Raw genomic sequence first — 19,939 nt, forward strand, 5'->3', positions numbered from 1 at the left:
ACTGGCCAACTGCTGGCCGGCGCGCTCCCCACCCCCGACATTCTGCCGCTAAAGTTCCTCCCCTGGGTTTGATTGCCGAACCGCACGCGCGCGGGGGCCGGGAGCGACCGCTCCCGGCCCCCGCGTGTATCTGCCGGGCAGCGCTCTCAGACCGGCGAGGCGCCCTCAGGCCGGCCTGGTCGGGTCAGCCCAGCGGCTCAGCCCGGCGGAAGCGGTTCAGCGGGAGGGATTCAGCGGGAGGGATTCAGCGGGAGCGGTTCAGCGCAGCCGCTCGACGGCCGCCGCCACCCGCTCGTCGACCGCCGTGAAGGCGATCCGGACGAACCGCTCGCCCGTCGGCCCGTAGAACTCGCCGGGCGCCACCAGGATGCCGCGCTTGGCCAGGTCGCCGACGGTGTCCCAGCAGTTCTCCGCGCGAGTCGCCCACAGGTACAAGCTGGCCTCGCTGTGCTCGATCCGGAAACCCGCGCCCTCGAAGGCGGTCCGCAGGGCGGCGCGGCGGCGCGCGTACCGCTCCTTCTGCTCCACCGCGTGCTCGCGGTCGTCGAGCGCGGCGACCATCGCGGCCTGTACGGGCGCGGGCACGATCATGCCGACGTGCTTGCGGACCTCCAGCAGACCGGCGACGACGGACGCGTCACCGGCGAGGAAGGCGCCGCGGTAGCCCGCGAAGTTGGACCGCTTGGACAGCGAGTGGACGGCGATCAGCCCCTCGTGGCTGTCCCCGCACACGTCCGGGTGCAGTACGGAGACCGGCTCCGTACCCTCCCAGCCCAGCTCGATGTAGCACTCGTCGGACACCACGAGCACCCCGTGCTCGCGCGCCCACGCCACGATCCGGCGCAGCTCGGCGGCGGACAGCACCCGGCCCGTGGGGTTGGACGGGCTGTTGAGCCAGAGCAGCTTCAGGCCGTCCGGGTCGAGTTCGGTCACCGGGTCGTCGTACGTGACCGGTTCCGCGCGGGCCACCAGCGCGCCGATCTCGTACGTCGGGTAGGCGAGCCGCGGATACGCGACCCGGTCGCCCGCCTCGATGCCCAGCAGCGTCGGCAGCCAGCCGACCAGTTCCTTGGAGCCGAGCAGCGGCAGGATGTTCGCCGGGTCGGCGCCGCTCACGCCGTGCCAGCGGCTGAGATATCCGGCGGCGGCCTCGCGCAGCGCGCGCGTGCCGTACGTCAGCGGATAGCCGGGGCTGTCGGCGGCGGCGGCGAGCGCGCGCCGGATCACCTCGGGCACCGGGTCCACCGGGGTCCCCACCGACAGGTCGACCACACCGTCCGGGTGCGCGACGGCCGTCGCCTTGTAGGGCTCCAGGCGGTCCCACGGGAAGACCGGGAGGCGGGCGGAGATGCTCACGTGCTCACTCTCGCTTGTCGATCGATGGTCCGTGATCGAAATGTCCATGACGGACGTACGCCGCGGCCCCGCACAGCGCCGAGCGTGGCTCGGTGCGCCGTACGGGGCCGGGCGGAGACTGCCCGACCGGGATCAGTGGTCCTGGCTCTGCGGGGGCAGCGCTGCGATGAAGGGGTGGTCGCGCTCGATGAGACCGAGCTTGGACGCGCCGCCGGGCGACCCCAGTTCGTCGAAGAACTCCACGTTCGCCTTGTAGTAGTCCTTCCACTCCTCCGGGGTGTCGTCCTCGTAGAAGATCGCCTCGACGGGGCAGACCGGCTCACAGGCGCCGCAGTCGACGCATTCGTCCGGGTGGATGTACAAGGACCTGGAGCCCTCGTAGATACAGTCGACCGGGCACTCTTCGATGCACGCCTTGTCCTTCAGGTCGACACAAGGCTGCGCGATGACGTAGGTCACGCTGTCGTTCCTCCTCGATAGGGCTCATCTCGCGCGGGAGCGCGGCGTCGTCGATGCCCGCACCTAGTATCTCCGTTCCTGAGCACGATCCGAACAGGAGGGGCACGCATGGCAGGGGATTTCTCTTCCGGAGCGCGGCTCGTGATCCGGATTACCCCGTCTGACGTGGGAAAACGCGTATCGGTACGGCAGGTTCTGGAGATCACCGACGGGCATCCTACGTTCACCGATACGGTCGGTGTTCTCGTATCGTGGGATGCGGGAGTGGTGTGCGTCACGCGGAGGTCCGGGGAAACGGTACGCATCGCCGAATCGCTCCTCGTCGCGGGGAAGGTGGTGCCGCCCACCCCGCCGTCACGGAGAATGTCGCGTGTGACGTCCGCGTCCCCCGAGGAGCTTGAGGCGTTCGCCTCGCGCGCCTGGCCCGCCACCGAGACCGAGCCGCTGGGCCGGTGGACACTGCGCTCGGCCGTCGCGGGCGAGCGAGAAGCGGAGCAGGACAAGGGCGGCGGGCGGCGGGAGGGCTTCACCCGCCGCGCCAACTCCGTCCTGGTGGACGGCGATCCCGACCGCCCGCTGGACGCCGCGCTCGACCATGTCGTCGGCTGGTACGGGGCGCGGGGCACGACACCGTATCTCCAGGTGCCCGACACCTCGCCCTACGCGGCCGAGTTGGAGCGCCGCGGGTGGGTACGGGAGGCGGACACGCTGGTCAGGGTCGCGCCGCTGGCGCCGCTCACCCGGCTGCCGGGCGCGGAGGCCGTCACGCTGTCCCGGACGCCCGACGCGGCGTGGCTGGCCGCCTACCACCGCACCGGCTCGCTCGCCGACGCGGCGCTGAAGGTGGTCTCCGGCGGGCCCTCGGTGTGGTTCGCGACCGCCCCCGGCGCCATCGGGCGGGCCGTGGTCGACGGGCCGTGGGTGGTGTTCGGCGCGGTCGAGGTGGCGCCCTCGCACCGCCGCAGGGGCCTGGCGACCGCCGTCATGGGCGCGCTCGCCCGGCGCGCCGCCGACGAGGGCGCGAGGAGCGCGTACCTCCAGGTGGAGGCCGACAACGAGGCGGCCCGCGCGCTCTACGACGGGCTCGGCTTCACCGACCACCACGGCTACCACTACCGGCGCCCCTCGGTATGAGCGCGGACGTACGGGAACGGTTCGCGGCGGCGGCGCGCGAGGAGCGCCCCGACCTGGCCGAGCTGTGCCTGCTGATCGGCGCGGAGGCCGACCCGGCGCTGGACGGCGTCGCGATCGACGCGGCCCAGATCGAGCTGGACCGGCTCGCCGGGATGCTCCCGTACGGCCTGACGACGCCGCTGGAGTGGGCGACCGCCCTGCACCGGCTGCTCGGGGCCCGGCTGGGCTTCCACGGCGAGCCCGGCGACTACCAGAAGCTCTCGTCGTCGCTGCTCCAGCAGGTGCTGCGGCGGCGGCGCGGGCTGCCGATCCTGCTGTCGGTGGTCTGGACGGAGGTCGCCCGCCGGGCCGGCGCGCCGGTGTACGGGGTCGCGCTGCCCGGCCACTACGTCGTCGGCTTCGGCGATCCGGCGGGCGCGTACGTCCTGGTCGACCCCTTCGAGGGCGGCCGGGTGCTGTCGGGGCCCGACGCGGAACTCCTGGTCGCGGGCGCGACCGGTGCCCCCCTGGCCCCCGGCATGCTCACGCCCGCCGATCCGCTGGACACCGTGCACCGCGTCCTGAACAACATCCGCGCCTGGGCGTCCGCCCGCCTCGAACAGGCCGCCGTCGAGCTGTGGACGATCGACCTCGCCCTGCTCCTCCCCCGCCACCCGGCCCGCCTGCGCTACGAGCGCGCCCAACTCCTCGTCCGCCTCGGCGACTTCACCGGCGGCGCCGCGGCCCTCGACGAGTACGCCGAACTGATCGGCGGTTTCGACCCGGAGACCGCGGAGAAGATCCGCCGCAAGGCCCGCGCGGCGCGGGCGCTGCTGAACTGAGCCCCGGCGTTTAGAGCCAGCCCTTTTCGCGGGCGATACGGACGGCCTCCGCGCGGTTGCGCGCGCCCGTCTTCTGGATCGCGGTCGACAGGTAGTTGCGGACCGTGCCCTCCGACAGCAGCAGGCCGCGCGCGATGTCGGCGTTGACCGAACCGTCGGCGGCGGCCCGCAGCACCTCCCGCTCGCGGGCCGTCAGCGGGTCGGCGCCGTCGGCGAGCGCCGCCGCGGCCAGCGTGGGGTCGATGACACGCTCGCCGCGCAGTACCCGCCGTACGGCGTCGGCCAGTTGGGCCGCCGGAGCGTCCTTGACCAGGAACGCCTCCGCGCCCGATTCCATCGCTCTGCGCAGATAGCCGGGGCGGCCGAAGGTCGTGACGATCACGATTTTGACCTCCGGCAGCTCTTCGCGCAGCCGCGCCGCCGCCTCGATGCCGGTCAGGCCCGGCATCTCGATGTCCAGCAGCGCCACGTCCGGGCGGTGCGTCCTGGCCGCCGCCAGCACCTCGTCGCCGCGGGCCACCTGGGCGACGACCTCGAGGTCCTCTTCGAGGCCGAGGAGCGTCGCCAGTGCTTCTCGCACCATCGACTGATCCTCCGCGAGCAGCACCCGGACGCTTCTCCTCATCCCCCCACCCTAGGGCTCCGCCCTCCCCCCACAACGGTTCCCCGCCCGGTCGCCTGCCCCCCCCCTTCCAGGGCTCGCCCCCCAGACCGCTCCCTCACCAGGCCGGTGGGCCGATTCTTTCTGGGGGCGCGCCCCCGGGCGGTTCTTCCGCCAAGGCGGCTGGCCGATCTTTTCAGGGGCACGCCCCCAAGACGGTCCTTCCGCCAGGGCGGCTGGCCGATCTTTTCAGGGGCGCGGGGAACTGCGCGGCCCGCCCCCACCGGGCTGTCAGCCCGAAAACAAGAGCATCTGCCCCGCTGGGGCCGGTTCTTCAGCCGCGCCACCGCGCGGGCTGAGCGCGCAGTTCCCCGCGCCCCTTCGGGGCACGACCCGCCGTGCGAACACCGCGCCACCGTCGTGGCGGGCCGCGCAGTTCCCCGCGCCCCTAAAGACACGTGGCTGGCCCCCGGCAGAAGAACCGCCCCAGGGCGCGCCCCCTGAAAAGATCGGTCTACCGCCCAGGTTGAGAGGCCGCCCAGGGCCGCGCCCCGAAAGATCGGCCCGCCGCCACGCAGAAGAACCGCCCGGGGGCGGGGCCGCGGCGGGGTTAGCCGAGGGCTTCGGTGAAGCTGGTGGCGCCCATGGCAGAGGTGACGGTGGCACGGTATTTGGGGCAGGAGCCCAAAGCGGCAGCGTCAAGATCGGCGGCGGTGCGCGGCTTCTGATCGGGGTGCTGCTCGATCCAGTTGGCGAGGTCGATGGCGAAGAACGCCTTGGCGCCCGCGGGGGCGCCGGAGTCCTTGATGCGGGGCCCCTCCTTGGCGAGGAAGGCGCAGAAGGTCGGCCCGTCGACCGGATTGGCACCGCCGGAGCCACCAGTGGCGGAGGCGGTGGCTGAGGCGGACGGAGAGGCGGCAGAAGCGCTGCCGGTGGCCTTGCCCGACCCCGTGGCGGACGGCCTGGAACCCCCCGAGCCCCCGCCGCAGGCGGCCAGCAGGAGCACTCCGGCCACCGCGACCCCGGCCGCCGGCACCGTACGTCTGATCACACGTCTCGTAGCGGAACGCGTCACGTCGACTCCCCCCAGGAAGGCGCCACGGCGGCGCCCGGTGGCCGGACCGTACCGAGCGCGGAGGCCCGGCGTCCCACCCCGGGCACGGATGGTTACAGCGTGAGGACCCGGCGGTGACAGCCGGACCCGGACGCGGACCGCCGTATGACATCTGTCATGGGGAAGACACGACTCGCGGCACTGCACGGGCGAGGGGCGGGCGGGCGAAGCTTGGTGGCATGAGCGCGATGGGGATGACGACCGCGAACGGGCCGGGGGCCGCCGTCAAGGGCGAGCCCGTGGTCGCCTTCAGCGATGTGAACAAGAGCTTCGGGCCGGTGCGGGCCGTCGCGGAGCTGAGCCTGACGCTGCACCCGGGCGAGACGGTGGCCCTGCTGGGCCCGAACGGCGCGGGGAAGTCGACCGCGCTCGACCTGATGCTGGGGCTGCGGAACGCGGACGGTGGGAGCGTGCGGCTGTTCGGCACGACCCCGGCGCAGGCCATCGCGGCGGGCCGGGTGGGCGCGATGCTCCAGAGCGGCGGCCTGATGGAGGACGTGACCGTACGGGAGCTGGTGAGCCTGGCGTGCGACCTGCACCCGAAGGCGTACCCGGTGGACGAGGTGCTGGCCGGCGCCGACATCGCCGACATCGCCGACCGCAAGGTCAACAAGCTCTCCGGCGGTCAGGAGCAGCGCGTACGGTTCGCGCTCGCGACGGCCGGGGCGAACGACCTGATCGTGCTGGACGAGCCGACGGTCGGCATGGACGTCAGCGCGCGGCAGGCGTTCTGGGCCACGATGCGCGGCCAGGTGGAGCAGGGCAGGACCGTGCTGTTCGCCACCCACTACCTGGAGGAGGCGGACGCCATCGCGGACCGCGTCCTGGTGCTGCACCGGGGGCGGCTGATCGCCGACGGGACGGCCGCGGAGATCAAGGCGCGGGCGGGCGCCCGCCGGATCACCTTCGACCTGGACGGCACGCCGGACGAGCGGGCGCTCGGCGCGCTGCCGCACATCGTCGGCCTCGACATCACCGGCCCGACCGTCCGCATCCGCTCCGACGACGCGGACGCCACGACGCACGCCGTGTACGCGCTCGGCCTGTACCCGCGCAATCTGGAGGTCTCGGGCCTCGGCCTGGAGCAGGCCTTCCTCGCCATCACCGACGCAGCGTCCGCCGAGGAGGCGGAGAACCGATGAAGACCCTGGTCAGACTGGAGATCGTCCGCACCCTGCGGAACCGCAAGTTCATGTTCTTCTCGGTGCTCTACCCGGGCCTGCTCTTCCTGATCATCACGGCGGGCGCCGACAGGACGAAGAAGATCGACGGCCTGAATCTCACGCTGGTCGCGTACTACATGGTCGCGATGGCGGCGTTCGGCGCGATGACGGCGGTGCTGATGGGCAACGCCGAGCGGATCGCGCGGGAGCGCGAGAAGGGCTGGGTGCGGCAGTTGCGGCTGACCGCGCTGCCCGGCCGCGGCTACGTCACCGCGAAGATCGCCTCCGCCGCGACCGTCAGCCTGCCGTCGATCCTGATCGTGCTGATCCTCGGCGCGACCGTGAAGAACGTCCGGCTCGACGCCTGGCAGTGGATCGCGATCCTGGGCGCGACCTGGGCGGGCAGCATGGTCTTCGCGGCGCTCGGCGTCGCCATCGGATACGTGGCCACGGCCGACGTCGCCCGGCCGGTCTCGATGCTCGCCTACTTCGTCCTGGCGATGCTCGGCGGTCTGTGGGTGCCGATCACCACCTTCCCGCACTGGCTCCGGACGACGGCCGACTACCTGCCGGGACGGCCGTACGCGGCGCTCGGCCAGTCCATCGAGTTCGGCAACGCGCCGCACGCCCGTGACATCGCCGTCCTCGCCTTCTACCTGCTGCTCTTCGCGGGTACGGCCGCCTGGCTGTACCGCAAGGACACGCAGAAGGCGTGACGCGGATGGCGAAGGAGGAGCAGGCGCGGCAGCAGCGGGCGCGGGACCGGGCGGAGGAGCAGGCGCGGGCGCGGGACCGGCCCTGGCCGCCGTGGCGGCAGGCGGTGGAGGACGCGGACACCACTGCCATGGGCCGCGCCCCCGAGACCCGCGGCCAGGCGTTGGTCAAGCTGATGTGGATCGGCATCTGGCTGCTCTACCTCGGCTCCCCCGTCAGCGACCTGGCCGACGGCCACCACGGCGCCCTGGTCACCGCCGTCGCCGGCTGCGGCCTGCTCGTCTTCGTCGTCTCCTACCTCGCCGTCGTCTTCCTGCGCACCAACACCGCGTACATGCAGGAGCGTTGGGTGTACGGGGTGCTCGCCGCCCAGCTCGCGCTCGCCTTCACGCTGTCCGCGACGCTCGGCAAGGACTGGCTGGTGATGTTCGTCTACGTGGCCGTCGCCTGCGGGGCGTCGCTGCCGGGCACGCAGTCCCGGTGGGCGATTCCCGCGGTCACGGCGGCACTCGCCGGGGTCGGCGCCTGGGTCGACAGCAGCGGCGACCTCTACCCGGCACTGGTCATCCCGGCCCTGCTCGGCGGCTTCGCGATGGTGGGCGTGCGGCAACTCGTCCGGACCATGCGGGAGTTGCGCGAGGCGCGGGAGACGGTGGCGCATCTGGCCGCCACCGAGGAGCGGTTGCGGCTCGCCCGTGACCTGCACGACCTGCTCGGGCACTCGCTGTCCCTGATCACGCTCAAGAGCGAACTGGCCGGGCGGATGCTGCCGGACCGGCCGCAGGACGCGGCGCGGCAGGTCGCCGACATCGAGAAGGTCAGCAGGCAGGCGCTGGTCGACGTACGGGAGGCGGTCAGCGGCTACCGCCGCCCGACGCTGGCCACCGAACTGGCCTCCGCGCGCTCCGCGTTGGCCTCCGCCGGGATCGCCGCGCGCGTCCACCAGCCGGACCGGCTGCCCGGTCTCGCCCCGGACGGCGAGGGCGCCCTGGCCTGGGCGCTGCGCGAGGCGGTGACCAATGTCGTCCGCCACAGCGGCGCCCTCACCTGCGTGATCGCCCTGGGCACCAGTGCGGACGGCGCCGCCGCCACCCTCACCGTCTCCGACGACGGCCGCGGCCCCGCTCCCCACCACACCCCCGGCAACGGCCTCAACGGCCTGACCGAGCGCCTCATCCTGGCCGGCGGCACCCTGCGCACCGCGCCCTCGGGCGACGGCGGCTTCCGCCTGACGGCGACGGTGCCGGTCGGCGCCGACGAGACGAGTCCGACCGGCGTCTGAGAACCCCTGGGGCCGTCTCAGCCCGCCACGTTCGGCAGGGTCACATCGCGCTTGGCGCCCGTCGCGTCCAGCGCGGGCAGCAGGGCGTCCGCGACGTCCTGCGGGGTGACGGCCCTGGTGGAGCCGTCCTTCGCCTTGAGCTTGACGGTGTCGAACGTGCCGCCGTAGAGCCCCTTGAGGACCGCGAGGTCGATGTGCGGCTGAAGCTTTCCGTCCGCGTCCGGCACCATCGTCAGGAACTTCGGGATCGACTTCATCGGCCCGAACTTGATGGACTTCAGGCCCGCCCGGACGACGACGAAGTCGGACATGGCCCGCTTGCCGAACCCGTTGACGGCGGCGTCCAGTTCGGCCTGGGTGACCTTCGGCGGGGTGGTCGTGACCGGCAGCGCGATGGCCGGGTTGGAGCCGGTCTCGGCGCGCGTACGGTACGCGGCGGCGACCTTGGCCGCGGCGGCGTTCACGTCGAAGGACTGGCCGGACGTGCCCGCCACCGGGACGGCCTTGCCGTCGGCGAAGCGGACCATGCCGTCGGAGCCCGAACCGCTCTGGCCCGCCAGTGACTTGAGCGCGACCCGCAGTTTGTCCTCGTCGACGACTATGACCGGGTCGGCGACGCGGCTGCCGCCGAAGAGCGAGCCGACGACGGAGACCGGGTTGTAGTCGGAGTGCGCGACCCCCCGGACCGTCGCGTCGGTGTCGACCGACAGGCCCGCCACCGACGGCTTGAGGCTCAACTTGCGGTCGCCGATGGTCAGTTCGAGCGGTGCGGTCTTGCGGTCACCGAGCGCGGTGTCCAGCATCTTGACCGCGTCGCCCTTGTTCTGGTTGCCGATGTCGACGCCCACCACGGTGGTGCCCTTCGGCACGTCGCCGTGGGTCATCAGCAGTCCGGCGCCGTACGCGAGCACCGCGATGGTGCACACCCCGACGCCCAGCAGGGCCACCTTGGAGCGGCCCTTCTTCTTCGCGGGCGGACGCGGCACGGCGGGCGCGGGCTGCGCCGCGCGCGGCTCGGCGATGACGGGGGCGGGCACGGGACCGGCGCCGGGGCCGCCCGGCACGGGCGCGGCGGGACCCGGCGCACGCGGCGTGCGCGCTCCCGGACCTCCCGGCTGCACAGCCGGAATACCGCTGACCAACGTGTCGTCCGACAGCCGTCCGCCCGGGGCGTCCGGCACGACGGGCGGCCGGAAGCCGCCGCTGGTGTCCTCGGGGCCGGGTCCGTCGCCGGGAGGCGTCGGGGCGCGGAAGCCGCCGCTGGTGTCCTCGGGGCCGGGTCCGTCGCCGGGCGTCGGCGGGCGGAAGGCGGAGGGGGCGGACCGGCCGCGCTGGTCGGCGGCGGGCGGCACCTGCATGTGGCCGGTCACCGGGCCGGAGGTCGGCCCCGCGGGCGGCTGGTACTCCGGGAAGGGGCTGTTGGGCCCGTCGGCGGGCGGCGCGTAGGGAGCCGCGGCGGCCTGGGCGCCGTACGGGGTGCTCAGCGGATCGGGACCCTGCCCCTGGCTCTGCCCTTGGCCCTGGCTCTGTCCCTGACCCTGGCTCTGACCCTGGTCCTCGGGACGGCCGTACGGGTCGGGTCCGGGGAAGGTGCCCGAGGGCCGCGGCACTCCGGGCGGGAACGCGTCGATGCCGTACGGCGGCTCCGGCTGCGGCTCCGTACCGAATTCCGGGCCGAACTCCCCGGCGAAGAGCGACGGGACACCGGCGGCCGGGGTGTCGTGCGGGCCGCGCGCGGAAGGGTCGCCGCCCTGCGGGGTGCCGACCGGCGGCGGGAGGTACGGCGTGGACGCCGTACCGGGCGCGGCGGCCGACGACGGGTACGGGCTTGAACCGGTACGGGAGTCGGAGCCCGCACCGGAGCCCGCACCGGCACCGGCAGCAGGACCGGCGCCCGTACCGGAACCCGCGCCGGGGGCGGGAGCGGAGCCAGGACCCGGCTGCCCGGCCTGGGACTTGCGCGGCGCGAACCAGTCGCTGGTCTTCTCCGGCTGCGGCTCCGGCTCGCCCGACGCCTCGGCGGCGGCCGGTTCCGCGGCGGACGCGGGCTCGGGCGCGGGCGGCTCGGGCGCCGGGTTGTTCTCGTCGACCGGCTTGCGGACCACGACCGGCGGGATCGGGCGCGAACCGGGGATGTTGATCCGGATGCGCGTCGTCAGCGTCGTCTCGGTCTTCGGCTCGTCGGCCGGCGGCGGTTCGGGCGCGGCGGCCGGCTCGGGCGTACCGCCCGGTCGCGGACGCTCCTGCGGGTGCAGCGAAGGAAACGGGCGCGAGCCGTACGGCGGAGTGCCCGAGGGGTACGCGGCACCGCCGCGGCCCTGCGGCCCGGACGACGAACTGTCAGTTTCACGACTCAAAGCAGGCTCTCCCGGTTAGCTTCGCCACCCGTCACGGTTCTCCGCGGGCGGCTCGCCGGCGCGCACCACCATACCGACCGGCGTGTAACGACGACTCTGGTCCGGCGGAACGCTCGGTCTCAGCCAACCACGAGCCCGCCCCCGCCCGCCAAGTCAGGCGGTATTCGGCCCGGATGGGGGCAGTTGGGGCAGGGTGGCGCAGATCACGCCCGCCATGGCCCCGCCGAGCAGGTACACATACGGTCCGAGTCCGGCCGCGAACAGGAAGTCACCTTCGGGGCGGGTGGTGCTCAGCAGCATCACGCACACCAGCCAGACCCCGGCGGGCACGACCGCGCCGAGCCGGGTGCGGGTGAGCGTCACGCCGCCGTAGAAGACCGCCACGCAGCCCGCGAGGCCCAGCAGCAGCCCGCCGGGGAACCAGCCCGCCTGGACGAGCGCCCCGGCCGCCGCGACCAGCGCTCCGAGCACACCGAGGACGACGTACGCGACCACGCGCAGCGGCTGGCTCACCGCGCACCGCCGTCGGAGTCGGGACCGCCCTCGGCGGGGAAGAGGTCGTCGCCGCGGCCCTCGGTCAGGGCCTCGCCGCGCACCTGCCGGTAGTGCTCGGTGGCGAAGAACGGCTGGCCGAGGTCGTTGGAGAGCGCGAAGAAGGGTCCGTCCACGGCGATCTGGCTGGCGTGCGCGCGCATCGCGGCCGTCTTCTGCCCGGTGTGGTCGGCGCCGTCGACGGTGACGGTGACGAGGTCGTCGTCGACGACACCCGGCACGTCGTCCACGGAGGCGATCCCGCCGAAGGGGAAGTCCTTGCCCGCCGCCGCCAGCCGCGCGAAGCCCGCCTCGACGATCGAGCGCGGGGTGCAGATCTCGTAGACCCGCGCGATCCGGTGGCCCCGCTCGGCGGCCAGTTCGTAGCCGCGCAGCGCGACCCGGTGCGCCTGGATGTGGTCGGGGTGGCCGTAGCCGCCGTTGCTGTCGTACGTCACCAGCACCTGCGGGCGGGTGTCGAGGATCACCTCGGCCAGGTGTCCCGCCGCCTCGTCCAGGTCGGCCTGCCAGAAGCAGTCCTCGCGGTCGTTCTGGGAGACGCCCATCATCCCGGAGTCGCGGTAGCGGCCCGCGCCGCCGAGGAAGCGGTGGTCGGTGACGCCCAGCTCGGCCATCGCGGCCGCGAGTTCACCGATGCGGTACTCGCCGAGGGTGTCGTCGCGGTCGGCGGCCAGGTGCGCCAGCTCGGGCGGGATCACCTCGCCCTCTTCACCGAGGGTGCAGGTGACCAGGGTGACAAGGGCGCCCTCTGCCGCGTACTTGGCCATGGTCGCGCCGTTGTTGATCGTCTCGTCGTCCGGGTGGGCGTGGACGAGCAGCAGACGCCGCGCGGGAAGATCGGTCATGAGGGAAGCCTACGGCTCCCCGGCGTACCGCTCTTCCCCGCAGCTCACCGAGCCCGGCACGGGCCGCTCAGAACTTGATGTCCGAGATCATCCCCGCAACGTTGTTGGTGAGGTCTGTGATCTGTGGCGCCCAGGTTGAACTCGCCAGGTAGAAACCGAGCAACGTACAGGCGATCGCGTGCCCGGCTTTGAGCCCGGAACGGCGGATCAACAGGACGACGACGATCAGCAGCAGCAGCACCGCCGAAATCGAGAGTGCCACAGCGGCTCACCTCCCAGTACGCAGGGTCATGTCAGTTGCCACATGCTTATTACCCACCCACGGCTACTGATCATAACTTTCCGTGCCACCGCATATGTCGGGGCACGGAAGCACATGGGGGCGCATGACCAGATCCAGCCACCGGGCGCGGTCCTCGCGGTGGTGCTCCGGCGCAGGTGGGGAGGTACAGCGGCGGCCGGTCCCCGGGAAGAACGGCGAGTGTCGGACGTACGGCCTAGTGTCACGGATATGACGCAGCTCTCATTCCCCCGACAGCACGCCCGTACGCAGCGGTTCACCCTCGGCGCCCCGCGCTCCTTCACCGTGTCGCCCGACGGCGGCCGGGTGGTGTTCCTCAGATCCCGCGCCGGGGACGACCCGTCACATCTGCTGTGGGTCCGTGACCTGCGGGAAGAAGGGGCGGGCGAGGGCGCGGGCACGGAGTACGCGGCGGCCGACCCCGCGGCGCTGCTCGGCGGCGGCCAGGAGGAGCTGTCGGCGGCCGAGCGGGCGCGCAGGGAGCGCAGCCGGGAGGGCTCCGCGGGCGTCGTGGGCTACGCGGTGGACGACACGGTGTCGCTGGCCGCCTTCGCGCTCTCCGGGCGGCTGTTCACCGCCGGGCTGCTGCCGGGGGCCGCGGGGGCACGGGAGTTGACGGTGCCGGGACCCGTGGTCGATCCGCGGCCCTCGCCGGACGGCCGGTGGGTGGCGTACGCCTCGGGCGGCGCGCTGCGGGTCGTGGCGGCCTCGGGCACGGACGACAGGGCGCTGGCGGAGCCGGACGGCGAGTCGGTGTTCTGGGGGCTGGCGGAGTTCATCGCCGCCGAGGAGATGTCGCGCAGCCGCGGCTTCTGGTGGGCGCCGGACAGCTCCGCGGTGCTCGCCGCGCGGGTGGACGAGTCACCGGTCGGCCGCTGGTGGATCTCCGACCCGGCGCACCCCGAGCGCCCGCCGGCCGAGGTGGCCTACCCGGCCGCCGGTACGGACAACGCGGTGGTGACGCTCGCGCTGCTCGGCCTGGACGGCTCCCGGGTGGACGTGGAGTGGGACCGGGAGCGCTACCCGTACCTGGCGGCCGTCCACTGGTCGGCGGCCGGTCCGCCGGTCCTGCTGGTGCAGGCCCGCGACCAGCGCGAACAGCTCTACCTGAACGTGGACATCGCGACCGGTACGACGCGGACGCTGCGCACGGAGGAAGATCGAATTTGGCTGGATCTCTTCCCCGGCGTCCCCGCCACCACGTCCGACGGCACCTTGGTGCGGATCGCCGACGAGGGCGACGTACGGGTGCTGATGGTCGGCGACCGGGCGCTGACCGGTCCCGAGTCGCATGTGCGGGCGGTGCTGGACGTCGGCGACGAGGACGTGCTGATCGCCGCGTCGGCGGGCGCCGCCGCCGCCGAGCCGGAGATCGGCGAGCTGCATGTGCTGCGGGTGAGCGAGCGGGGCGTGGAGCGCGTCTCGACCGAGCCGGGCGTGCACACCGCGACGCGCTCGGGGCGGGTGACGGTGCTGCACTCGGCGACGCCGGACCGTCCGGGGCGCACGGCGCGGGTGCTGCGCGACGGCGAGCAGATCGCGGATATCGCCTCGTACGCGCAGACGCCGTCGCTGACCGCCAGGGCGCGGCTGACCGAGGCGGGCGAGGACCGCATCCCGGCCGCCGTCCTGCTGCCGAGCGGATACACCGAGGGCGACGGACCGTTGCCGGTGCTGCTCGACCCGTACGGCGGCCCGCACGGCCAGCGGGTGCAGGCGGCGCACAACGCGCATGTGGTCTCGCAGTGGTTCGCCGACCAGGGCTTCGCGGTGATCGTCGCGGACGGCCGCGGCACCCCGGGGCGCTCCCCCGGCTGGGAGAAGGCCATGGCGGACAAGCTGATCGAGGTGTCGCTGACCGACCAGATCGCCGCGCTGCACGCGCTGGCGGGGACGTATCCGCTGGATCTGGGCCGGGTGGCCATTCGCGGCTGGTCGTTCGGCGGCACGCTGGCCGCCGCGGCGGTGCTGCGCCGTCCGGACGTCTTCCACGCGGGCGTCTCGGGCGCGCCGTTGACCGACCAGTGGCTCTACGACACGCACTACACCGAGCGTTACCTGGGGCAGCCCGGCGAGCGGCCGGGCGTGTACGAGGCGAATTCGGTGGTCACGCGGGACGGCATCACCGAACTCGCCGAGCCCGCCAGGCCGTTGATGATCATCCACGGCCTGGCCGACGACAACGTGATGGTGGCCAACAGCCTGCGGCTGTCCACCGCCCTGCTCGCCGCGGGCCGCCCGCACGAGGTGCTGCCGCTGTCCGGCATCACGCACATGACGCCGCAGGAGCAGGTCGCGGAGAATCTGCTGCTGCTCCAAGTGGACTTCCTGAAGCGGTCCCTGGGCCTGGACAAGAGCTGAGGTCCAGCCGCGCGGGTGATCAGCGTCCGTCGCCGCCCGGCTCCCGCGGGAAGCCGGGCGGGGGCGGCGGGTAGCCCGGCGGGGACTGCGGCGGAAACTGCGGCGGCGGGCCGAACCCCCCGCCCGCGGGCGGCTGTTGAGGCGGCTGGGAATAAGGGGACGCGTGGGGCGGCTGACCCCAGCCGCCGGGAGCGGGCGCGGAGCCCGGTGCCGAACCCGGTGCCGGGCCCGGCGTTGACCCCGGCGCGGATGCGGGCACGGACCCCGGCGCCGCGCCGTACCCCAGCGGCGGCGGACCCCAAGCGGGCACCGGCCGCGGGCCGTCCGTACTCCTGCCGGGCACCGCCAGCAGCAGGAGCACCACCAGCCCCACCGCCAACTCGACGACCAGGAAGACCTGCTGACTCTTCTGATACAGCGGCAGGTGGTCGAACTCGAACAGCTGGTGGTAGCTGTGCCAGTTGTCCAGCGCGACGACGCAGAAGACGACCGCCGCGAAGCCGAAGGCGACGCCGAGCGCCCTGGAAGCCGCCGACTTCGCGAAGGCGACCCAGGCGACGAGCAGCGCGAACACGACCCGCAGCCAGCCCGCGTAGGCGACCGGCATGCCGAGCAGCGTGGTCAGCGTGCCCTCGCCGGTCAGCAGGTGCCGGTAGAAGTGCGGCGGAAAGTCGTTGGCCGTCGTGTACTTGTGCGTCTCGAAGATCTGCCAGCCGGCCCCCTCGATCGCGAGCAGCACCAGCAGCACCCCCGCGGCCACCGCCGCTCCGCGCCGCGGCCCCACCGGCGCGGCGCCGGGCCCGCTCGACGGCGCGGTGTCCGACGGCGCACCGCTCAGCGGCACATCCCCGACCGGCGCGCCGCCCCGCACCGGGCGCCTGCCCGCGAGGCCGATGACCACGAGCGCGATCCCGCCGAGCGTGAAGGCGACCGCGGTGGCCAGCGCCCGGGTGTGCATCTGCGCCCCGGCGGTCCAGTCCGACTGGAAGATCCACAGACCGGGCAACCGATATCCGAACGCGAAGACCCCGGCGGTCACGAAGGCCCACCCGGCGGCGGGCCGCGCGGACCACACCAGGGCGCCGAGCAGGACCACGAGCAGTACGCCGTCCAGCGCCGCGGTGGCCAGCAAAGCGTGCTGGTAGACGGCGTGGTCGAGGCCGAGCCAGGCCCAGAGCGTGTCGTGGAATCCGACGTGCTTGATGTCGCGGACCGTCCAGGCGATCTCCACCGCGACGAGAACCGCGCAGATCAGCGCCCCCGCGATCCGCGCTCCCGGCGCGAGTGTCCGCGGTCCGACCGGACCTGGCGGCGTGAAGCCGGACCCCTGCCCGTACGGCGACTGCTGCTGCATACCCTGCTGCATGGCCTTCTCCCCCATGGCCCAGTGTTCCCTCAGATATACCCGTGCCACTTGGGGTAGGAACAGTCGGTTCGCGAACCAGGAGGAGACTGCGGGGAGTTGACGAGCGGCCGGCCGGGGTCGCTCGCGACGCCCGGCCGGCCTACGGCACCCGCACGGCCGTACGTTGTTCAGACTGCTACGTCCGTATATCGGAGTTGCGACGGCTAAGTTGCACGCATGTTAACGCGCTTCGCCTGGATATATCCGAAATGCCCGATGTTTTGGATCACTGTCAAGCACGTACGGAGGACGATCTGCAAAATCTTCGCTCAAGATGCCAAACAACAAGCTTTCTTCCCTCCTTCCCCCCTTGACTGAAGGTTGATTCCATTGCGAAAGTCCGCTCAACCCGCGACGCACAACCCCGTCGCGTCGACCAGACTCCTGCTGCGGGGGCAATCGCGATGACGAGTTCCACATCGACCACGGTCACCGAGCCGATCGGTGACCCCGGCGACCCCGGGAAGGAGGGGGCAGCGGCCACGAAGGTGGACCCCGAGTTGGTCGGGCGGTCACCGGGCCAGCTCATGTGGCGGCGGTTCAGGCGCGACCGAACCGGTGTCATATCGGCCTATGTGGTCCTGTTCTTCTTCGCGATAGCGATCTTCGCTCCCTTGATCGCCAAGCTGTACGGCAAGAACCCGTACACTCTCTACGGGCAGAACAGTCCGGACCTGCTCAACGAGTTCGGCTACCCGGTCGCGCCCAACGGCGGTATCAGCAGCCACTTCTGGTTCGGCATCGAACCCACGCTGGGCCGCGACGTCTTCACCCAGCTCCTCTACGGCATCCGCACCTCGCTGGCGATCAGCATCGCGGTGACGATCATCGTCACCATCACCGCGATCATCCTCGGTGTGGTCGCCGGATACATGGGCGGCAAGACGGACTACTTCATCGGCCGGATCAGCGACCTGCTGATGGCGTTCCCCGCCCAGCTCTTCTTCGTCGCTTTCATGCCCGTGGTCACCGCGCTTCTGGTGTCGCCGTCCGACGCGACCCCCACCTACATCCGCGTGATCGCGCTGATCGTGGTGCAGTGGTTCCTCGGCTGGATGGGTCTGGCCCGCTTGCTGCGCGGCCAGGTGCTCACGCTTCGGGAGCGTGAGTTCATCGAGGCCGCCCGGGTCACCGGCGCCTCGCCCTGGCGCATCGTCCGCCGGGAACTGCTGCCCAACCTGGTCACCCCGATCCTGGTGCAGAGCACGCTCATGCTGCCCGGGTTCGTGACCGCCGAGGCGGGCCTGTCCTTCCTCGGTGTCGGCCTCGTGGAGCCGACCCCCGACTGGGGACGGATGTTCGCCAGAGCCGGTGAGATCTACCAGAACGACCTCACCTACATGTTCTTCCCGGGTATCGCCATGGTGATCTTCATCGTCGCGTTCAACCTGCTCGGGGACTCGGTCCGGGACGCGTTCGATCCGAAGACCGCACGCTGAGGAAGCACAGCAACAGGGGGTGGCTGCCGCCCCTCTCACCAGGAGAGCCAGGCAGCTAACAGGTAACAACGAACAGGGGTGCATTCACCGCTATGAACCTTTCCATGCGTAGAACCCGGGCTGCGTTGGTGGCGGTCGCCGCCGGTGCGCTGGTTCTCACCGCTTGCAGCAGCGGCGGCGGGGGCGGCAAGGGCGAGAACAACGACGCCAAGCAGAAGCAGGACAAGAGCAAGACCCAGCTTCAGTCGCAGATCACCTTCGGTGACGCCGCGGCCTCCACCGGACCGGCGGAGCCCATCGCGGGCGCCGAGCAGGGCGGCACACTGCACGCCCTGGAGCGCGACAGCTACACGCACCTCGACCCGGGCCAGATCTACGTCAGCAACGAGGGCCAGCTCGCCACCCTGATCCACCGTGGTCTGACCACGTACAAGCTGGACAGCAAGGGCAACTACACCGTCGTCGGCGACCTCGCCACGGACAGCGGTGTGGAGTCCGACGGCGGCAAGACCTGGACCTTCAAGCTGAAGGACGGGATCAAGTTCCAGGACGGCACGCCGATCACGGCCACGGACATCCGCTGGACCGTTGAGCGGCTGTTCGCCCCGTTCGTCACCAACGGCCCGCAGTACCTGCAGCAGTGGCTGGCCAACACCAGCGGCTCGGACTTCCGCAAGCTGCTCCCGGAGGGCCCGTACAAGGGCAAGCACCTGCCGGACAGCCTGCTGTCGACGCCGGACGACAAGACCATCGTCTTCCACTTCCCGAACCCGGAGCCCGACGCTCCGTACCTGTTCGCGATGCCGGGCTACTCGGTGGTGGACCACGCGAAGGACACCAAGGAGAAGTACGACAAGGCGCCCGTCGCGTCCGGTCCGTACATGATCAAGACCTTCGACACCGGCAAGTCCATGACCCTGGTGAAGAACCCCGCCTGGGACCCGAAGACGGACGCGGCGCGTCACCAGTACGTCGACACGTACGACATCACGTTCAACCACCAGGCCGAGGACTCCACCAAGCGCCTGATGTCGGACTCCGGTGACAACCAGACCTCGCTGAGCTTCGCGAACGCGGTCGACCCGGACGACACCCCGACCGTGGTGGGCACCCCGTCGATCTACAAGCGCACGGTGGCCGGTTACCAGCCGTTCGTGGGTGAGATCAACTTCAACATGAACAAGATCAAGGACGTCAACATCCGCAAGGCGTTGGCGCTCGCGATCCCGACCAAGCCCGTGTGGCAGGCGCTCGGTGCCTCCTACGGCGCCGAGTACGCGGGCGGCTTCATCAGCCCGACCCTCGCCGGTTACCAGAAGGCCGACCCGCTGGGCAAGGTCGCCAAGCCCGACGGTGACCCGGTGGCGGCCAAGAAGCTGCTCACGGACGCCGGCAAGGTCGGCATGAAGATCACCTACGCGTACATCAACACCACCGCCGGCCAGCAGTACTCCCTGGCGATCGCCAACACGCTGACCCAGGCGGGCTTCAACGTCCAGCGCAAGGAACTGCCGTCGGACACGTACTACGACCTGATCGGCAAGGTCGACAACCCGTACGACATCTACGCCTCCGCGTGGGGTGCCGACTGGCCGTCGACCCTGACGGTGATCCCCCCGGTCTTCGACGGCCGGACGATCGCCGACCAGGCGCCGAACTACTCGCACGTGAACGACCCGCACATCAACTCCGAGATCGACCGCATCAAGAAGATCACGGACCCGAAGGAAGCGGCTGACGCCTGGTTCCAGCTCAACACCTACATCACCACCAAGGTGATCCCCGGTGTTCCGACTGTGTACTACAAGCAGCTCCAGATCTTCGGTTCGAAGGTGGGCGGCGTTGTCTACAACAACGTCACCTCGGGCATCGACCTGACGAAGCTGTACGTCAAGAAGTAAGCACCCTCGCGGCCTTCGGTGGGGGCGGGCAGCCGCCCGGCCCCCCCCTGGGTGCGGCCCCCCGCCCCCCGCCGCCGTCCCCTTAGAGCTGCGAACACCACGCTTCTACTCCTCGTCCCCCCGAACATCGGCGC

17 protein-coding genes are annotated in these 19,939 nt (G+C 71.9%); 8 read left to right on the forward strand and 9 right to left on the reverse strand.

Annotation, left to right across the window (positions count from 1 at the left end):
- Nucleotides 1–258: 258 nt before the first annotated feature.
- Nucleotides 259–1,404, reverse strand: coding sequence for a succinyldiaminopimelate transaminase (gene dapC, locus ACZ4EF_RS36515; RefSeq protein ID WP_401721843.1), 1,146 nt, complete (start codon nucleotides 1,402–1,404; stop codon nucleotides 259–261).
- An 84-nt stretch (nucleotides 1,405–1,488) separates the two neighbouring features.
- The gene (fdxA, locus tag ACZ4EF_RS36520; RefSeq protein ID WP_355348214.1) at nucleotides 1,489–1,815 is read right to left on the reverse strand and encodes a ferredoxin; all 327 of its coding nucleotides are present in this window, start codon (nucleotides 1,813–1,815) and stop codon (nucleotides 1,489–1,491) included.
- 108 nt (nucleotides 1,816–1,923) lie between these two features.
- Here fdxA and ACZ4EF_RS36525 point away from each other — a divergent pair, with 108 nt between their 5' ends.
- The gene (locus ACZ4EF_RS36525) at nucleotides 1,924–2,949 is read left to right on the forward strand and encodes a GNAT family N-acetyltransferase (protein WP_467508502.1); all 1,026 of its coding nucleotides are present in this window, start codon (nucleotides 1,924–1,926) and stop codon (nucleotides 2,947–2,949) included.
- Complete coding sequence (locus ACZ4EF_RS36530; RefSeq protein ID WP_355348220.1) at nucleotides 2,946–3,770, forward strand: transglutaminase-like domain-containing protein; 825 nt, start codon at nucleotides 2,946–2,948, stop codon at nucleotides 3,768–3,770. The genes ACZ4EF_RS36525 and ACZ4EF_RS36530 overlap by 4 nt, the downstream gene beginning before the upstream one ends.
- A gap of 10 nt (nucleotides 3,771–3,780) precedes the next feature.
- Here the strand turns inward: ACZ4EF_RS36530 and ACZ4EF_RS36535 are convergent, their stop codons facing one another.
- Both ACZ4EF_RS36535 and ACZ4EF_RS36540 read right to left on the reverse strand, forming a co-directional pair.
- A complete protein-coding gene (locus ACZ4EF_RS36535; RefSeq protein WP_355348223.1) occupies nucleotides 3,781–4,395 on the reverse strand; it encodes a response regulator transcription factor in 615 nt (204 codons plus the stop codon).
- A gap of 586 nt (nucleotides 4,396–4,981) precedes the next feature.
- Entirely contained in the window at nucleotides 4,982–5,422 is a 441-nt protein-coding gene (locus ACZ4EF_RS36540) for a hypothetical protein (protein WP_467508504.1), read from the reverse strand.
- A gap of 251 nt (nucleotides 5,423–5,673) precedes the next feature.
- On the opposite strand from ACZ4EF_RS36540, the gene ACZ4EF_RS36545 reads away from it, so the two are divergent.
- The 3 genes from ACZ4EF_RS36545 to ACZ4EF_RS36555 all read left to right on the forward strand — a co-directional run bounded on the left by ACZ4EF_RS36545 (nucleotide 5,674) and on the right by ACZ4EF_RS36555 (nucleotide 8,644).
- A complete protein-coding gene (locus tag ACZ4EF_RS36545) occupies nucleotides 5,674–6,627 on the forward strand; it encodes an ABC transporter ATP-binding protein (RefSeq protein WP_467508509.1) in 954 nt (317 codons plus the stop codon).
- The gene (locus tag ACZ4EF_RS36550; protein ID WP_355348229.1) at nucleotides 6,624–7,364 is read left to right on the forward strand and encodes an ABC transporter permease; all 741 of its coding nucleotides are present in this window, start codon (nucleotides 6,624–6,626) and stop codon (nucleotides 7,362–7,364) included. The genes ACZ4EF_RS36545 and ACZ4EF_RS36550 overlap by 4 nt, the downstream gene beginning before the upstream one ends.
- Before the next feature lie 128 nt (nucleotides 7,365–7,492).
- On the forward strand, nucleotides 7,493–8,644 hold the full coding sequence (locus ACZ4EF_RS36555; protein ID WP_467508511.1) for a sensor histidine kinase: 1,152 nt from the start codon (nucleotides 7,493–7,495) through the stop codon (nucleotides 8,642–8,644).
- A 17-nt stretch (nucleotides 8,645–8,661) separates the two neighbouring features.
- Here ACZ4EF_RS36555 and ACZ4EF_RS36560 read toward each other — a convergent pair whose 3' ends face one another.
- The 4 genes from ACZ4EF_RS36560 to ACZ4EF_RS36575 form a co-directional block, all read right to left on the reverse strand.
- A complete protein-coding gene (locus tag ACZ4EF_RS36560) occupies nucleotides 8,662–11,001 on the reverse strand; it encodes a VanW family protein (RefSeq protein ID WP_467508506.1) in 2,340 nt (779 codons plus the stop codon).
- Between the two features lie 153 nt (nucleotides 11,002–11,154).
- Nucleotides 11,155–11,514, reverse strand: coding sequence for a DUF6113 family protein (locus ACZ4EF_RS36565; RefSeq protein ID WP_317453004.1), 360 nt, complete (start codon nucleotides 11,512–11,514; stop codon nucleotides 11,155–11,157).
- A complete protein-coding gene (gene mshB, locus ACZ4EF_RS36570; protein WP_391161658.1) occupies nucleotides 11,511–12,398 on the reverse strand; it encodes an N-acetyl-1-D-myo-inositol-2-amino-2-deoxy-alpha-D-glucopyranoside deacetylase in 888 nt (295 codons plus the stop codon). Before mshB ends, ACZ4EF_RS36565 begins: the two co-directional genes overlap by 4 nt.
- 67 nt (nucleotides 12,399–12,465) lie before the next feature.
- Nucleotides 12,466–12,660 carry a hypothetical protein gene (locus ACZ4EF_RS36575; protein WP_355348242.1) on the reverse strand — a complete coding sequence of 65 codons (195 nt, stop codon included), beginning with the start codon at nucleotides 12,658–12,660 and terminating at the stop codon, nucleotides 12,466–12,468.
- Between the two features lie 249 nt (nucleotides 12,661–12,909).
- Between ACZ4EF_RS36575 and ACZ4EF_RS36580 the strand changes: the two genes are divergently transcribed.
- Complete coding sequence (locus ACZ4EF_RS36580) at nucleotides 12,910–15,060, forward strand: S9 family peptidase (protein ID WP_401852563.1); 2,151 nt, start codon at nucleotides 12,910–12,912, stop codon at nucleotides 15,058–15,060.
- A gap of 19 nt (nucleotides 15,061–15,079) precedes the next feature.
- Here the strand turns inward: ACZ4EF_RS36580 and ACZ4EF_RS36585 are convergent, their stop codons facing one another.
- Nucleotides 15,080–16,426, reverse strand: coding sequence for a hypothetical protein (locus ACZ4EF_RS36585; protein WP_391049284.1), 1,347 nt, complete (start codon nucleotides 16,424–16,426; stop codon nucleotides 15,080–15,082).
- Between the two features lie 443 nt (nucleotides 16,427–16,869).
- On the opposite strand from ACZ4EF_RS36585, the gene ACZ4EF_RS36590 reads away from it, so the two are divergent.
- Nucleotides 16,870–17,904, forward strand: coding sequence for an ABC transporter permease (locus ACZ4EF_RS36590; RefSeq protein WP_355348251.1), 1,035 nt, complete (start codon nucleotides 16,870–16,872; stop codon nucleotides 17,902–17,904).
- A gap of 104 nt (nucleotides 17,905–18,008) precedes the next feature.
- On the forward strand, nucleotides 18,009–19,805 hold the full coding sequence (locus ACZ4EF_RS36595; protein WP_355348254.1) for an ABC transporter substrate-binding protein: 1,797 nt from the start codon (nucleotides 18,009–18,011) through the stop codon (nucleotides 19,803–19,805).
- Nucleotides 19,806–19,939 lie beyond the last annotated feature (134 nt).

The organism is Streptomyces sp. NPDC025721 (assembly GCF_055558595.1).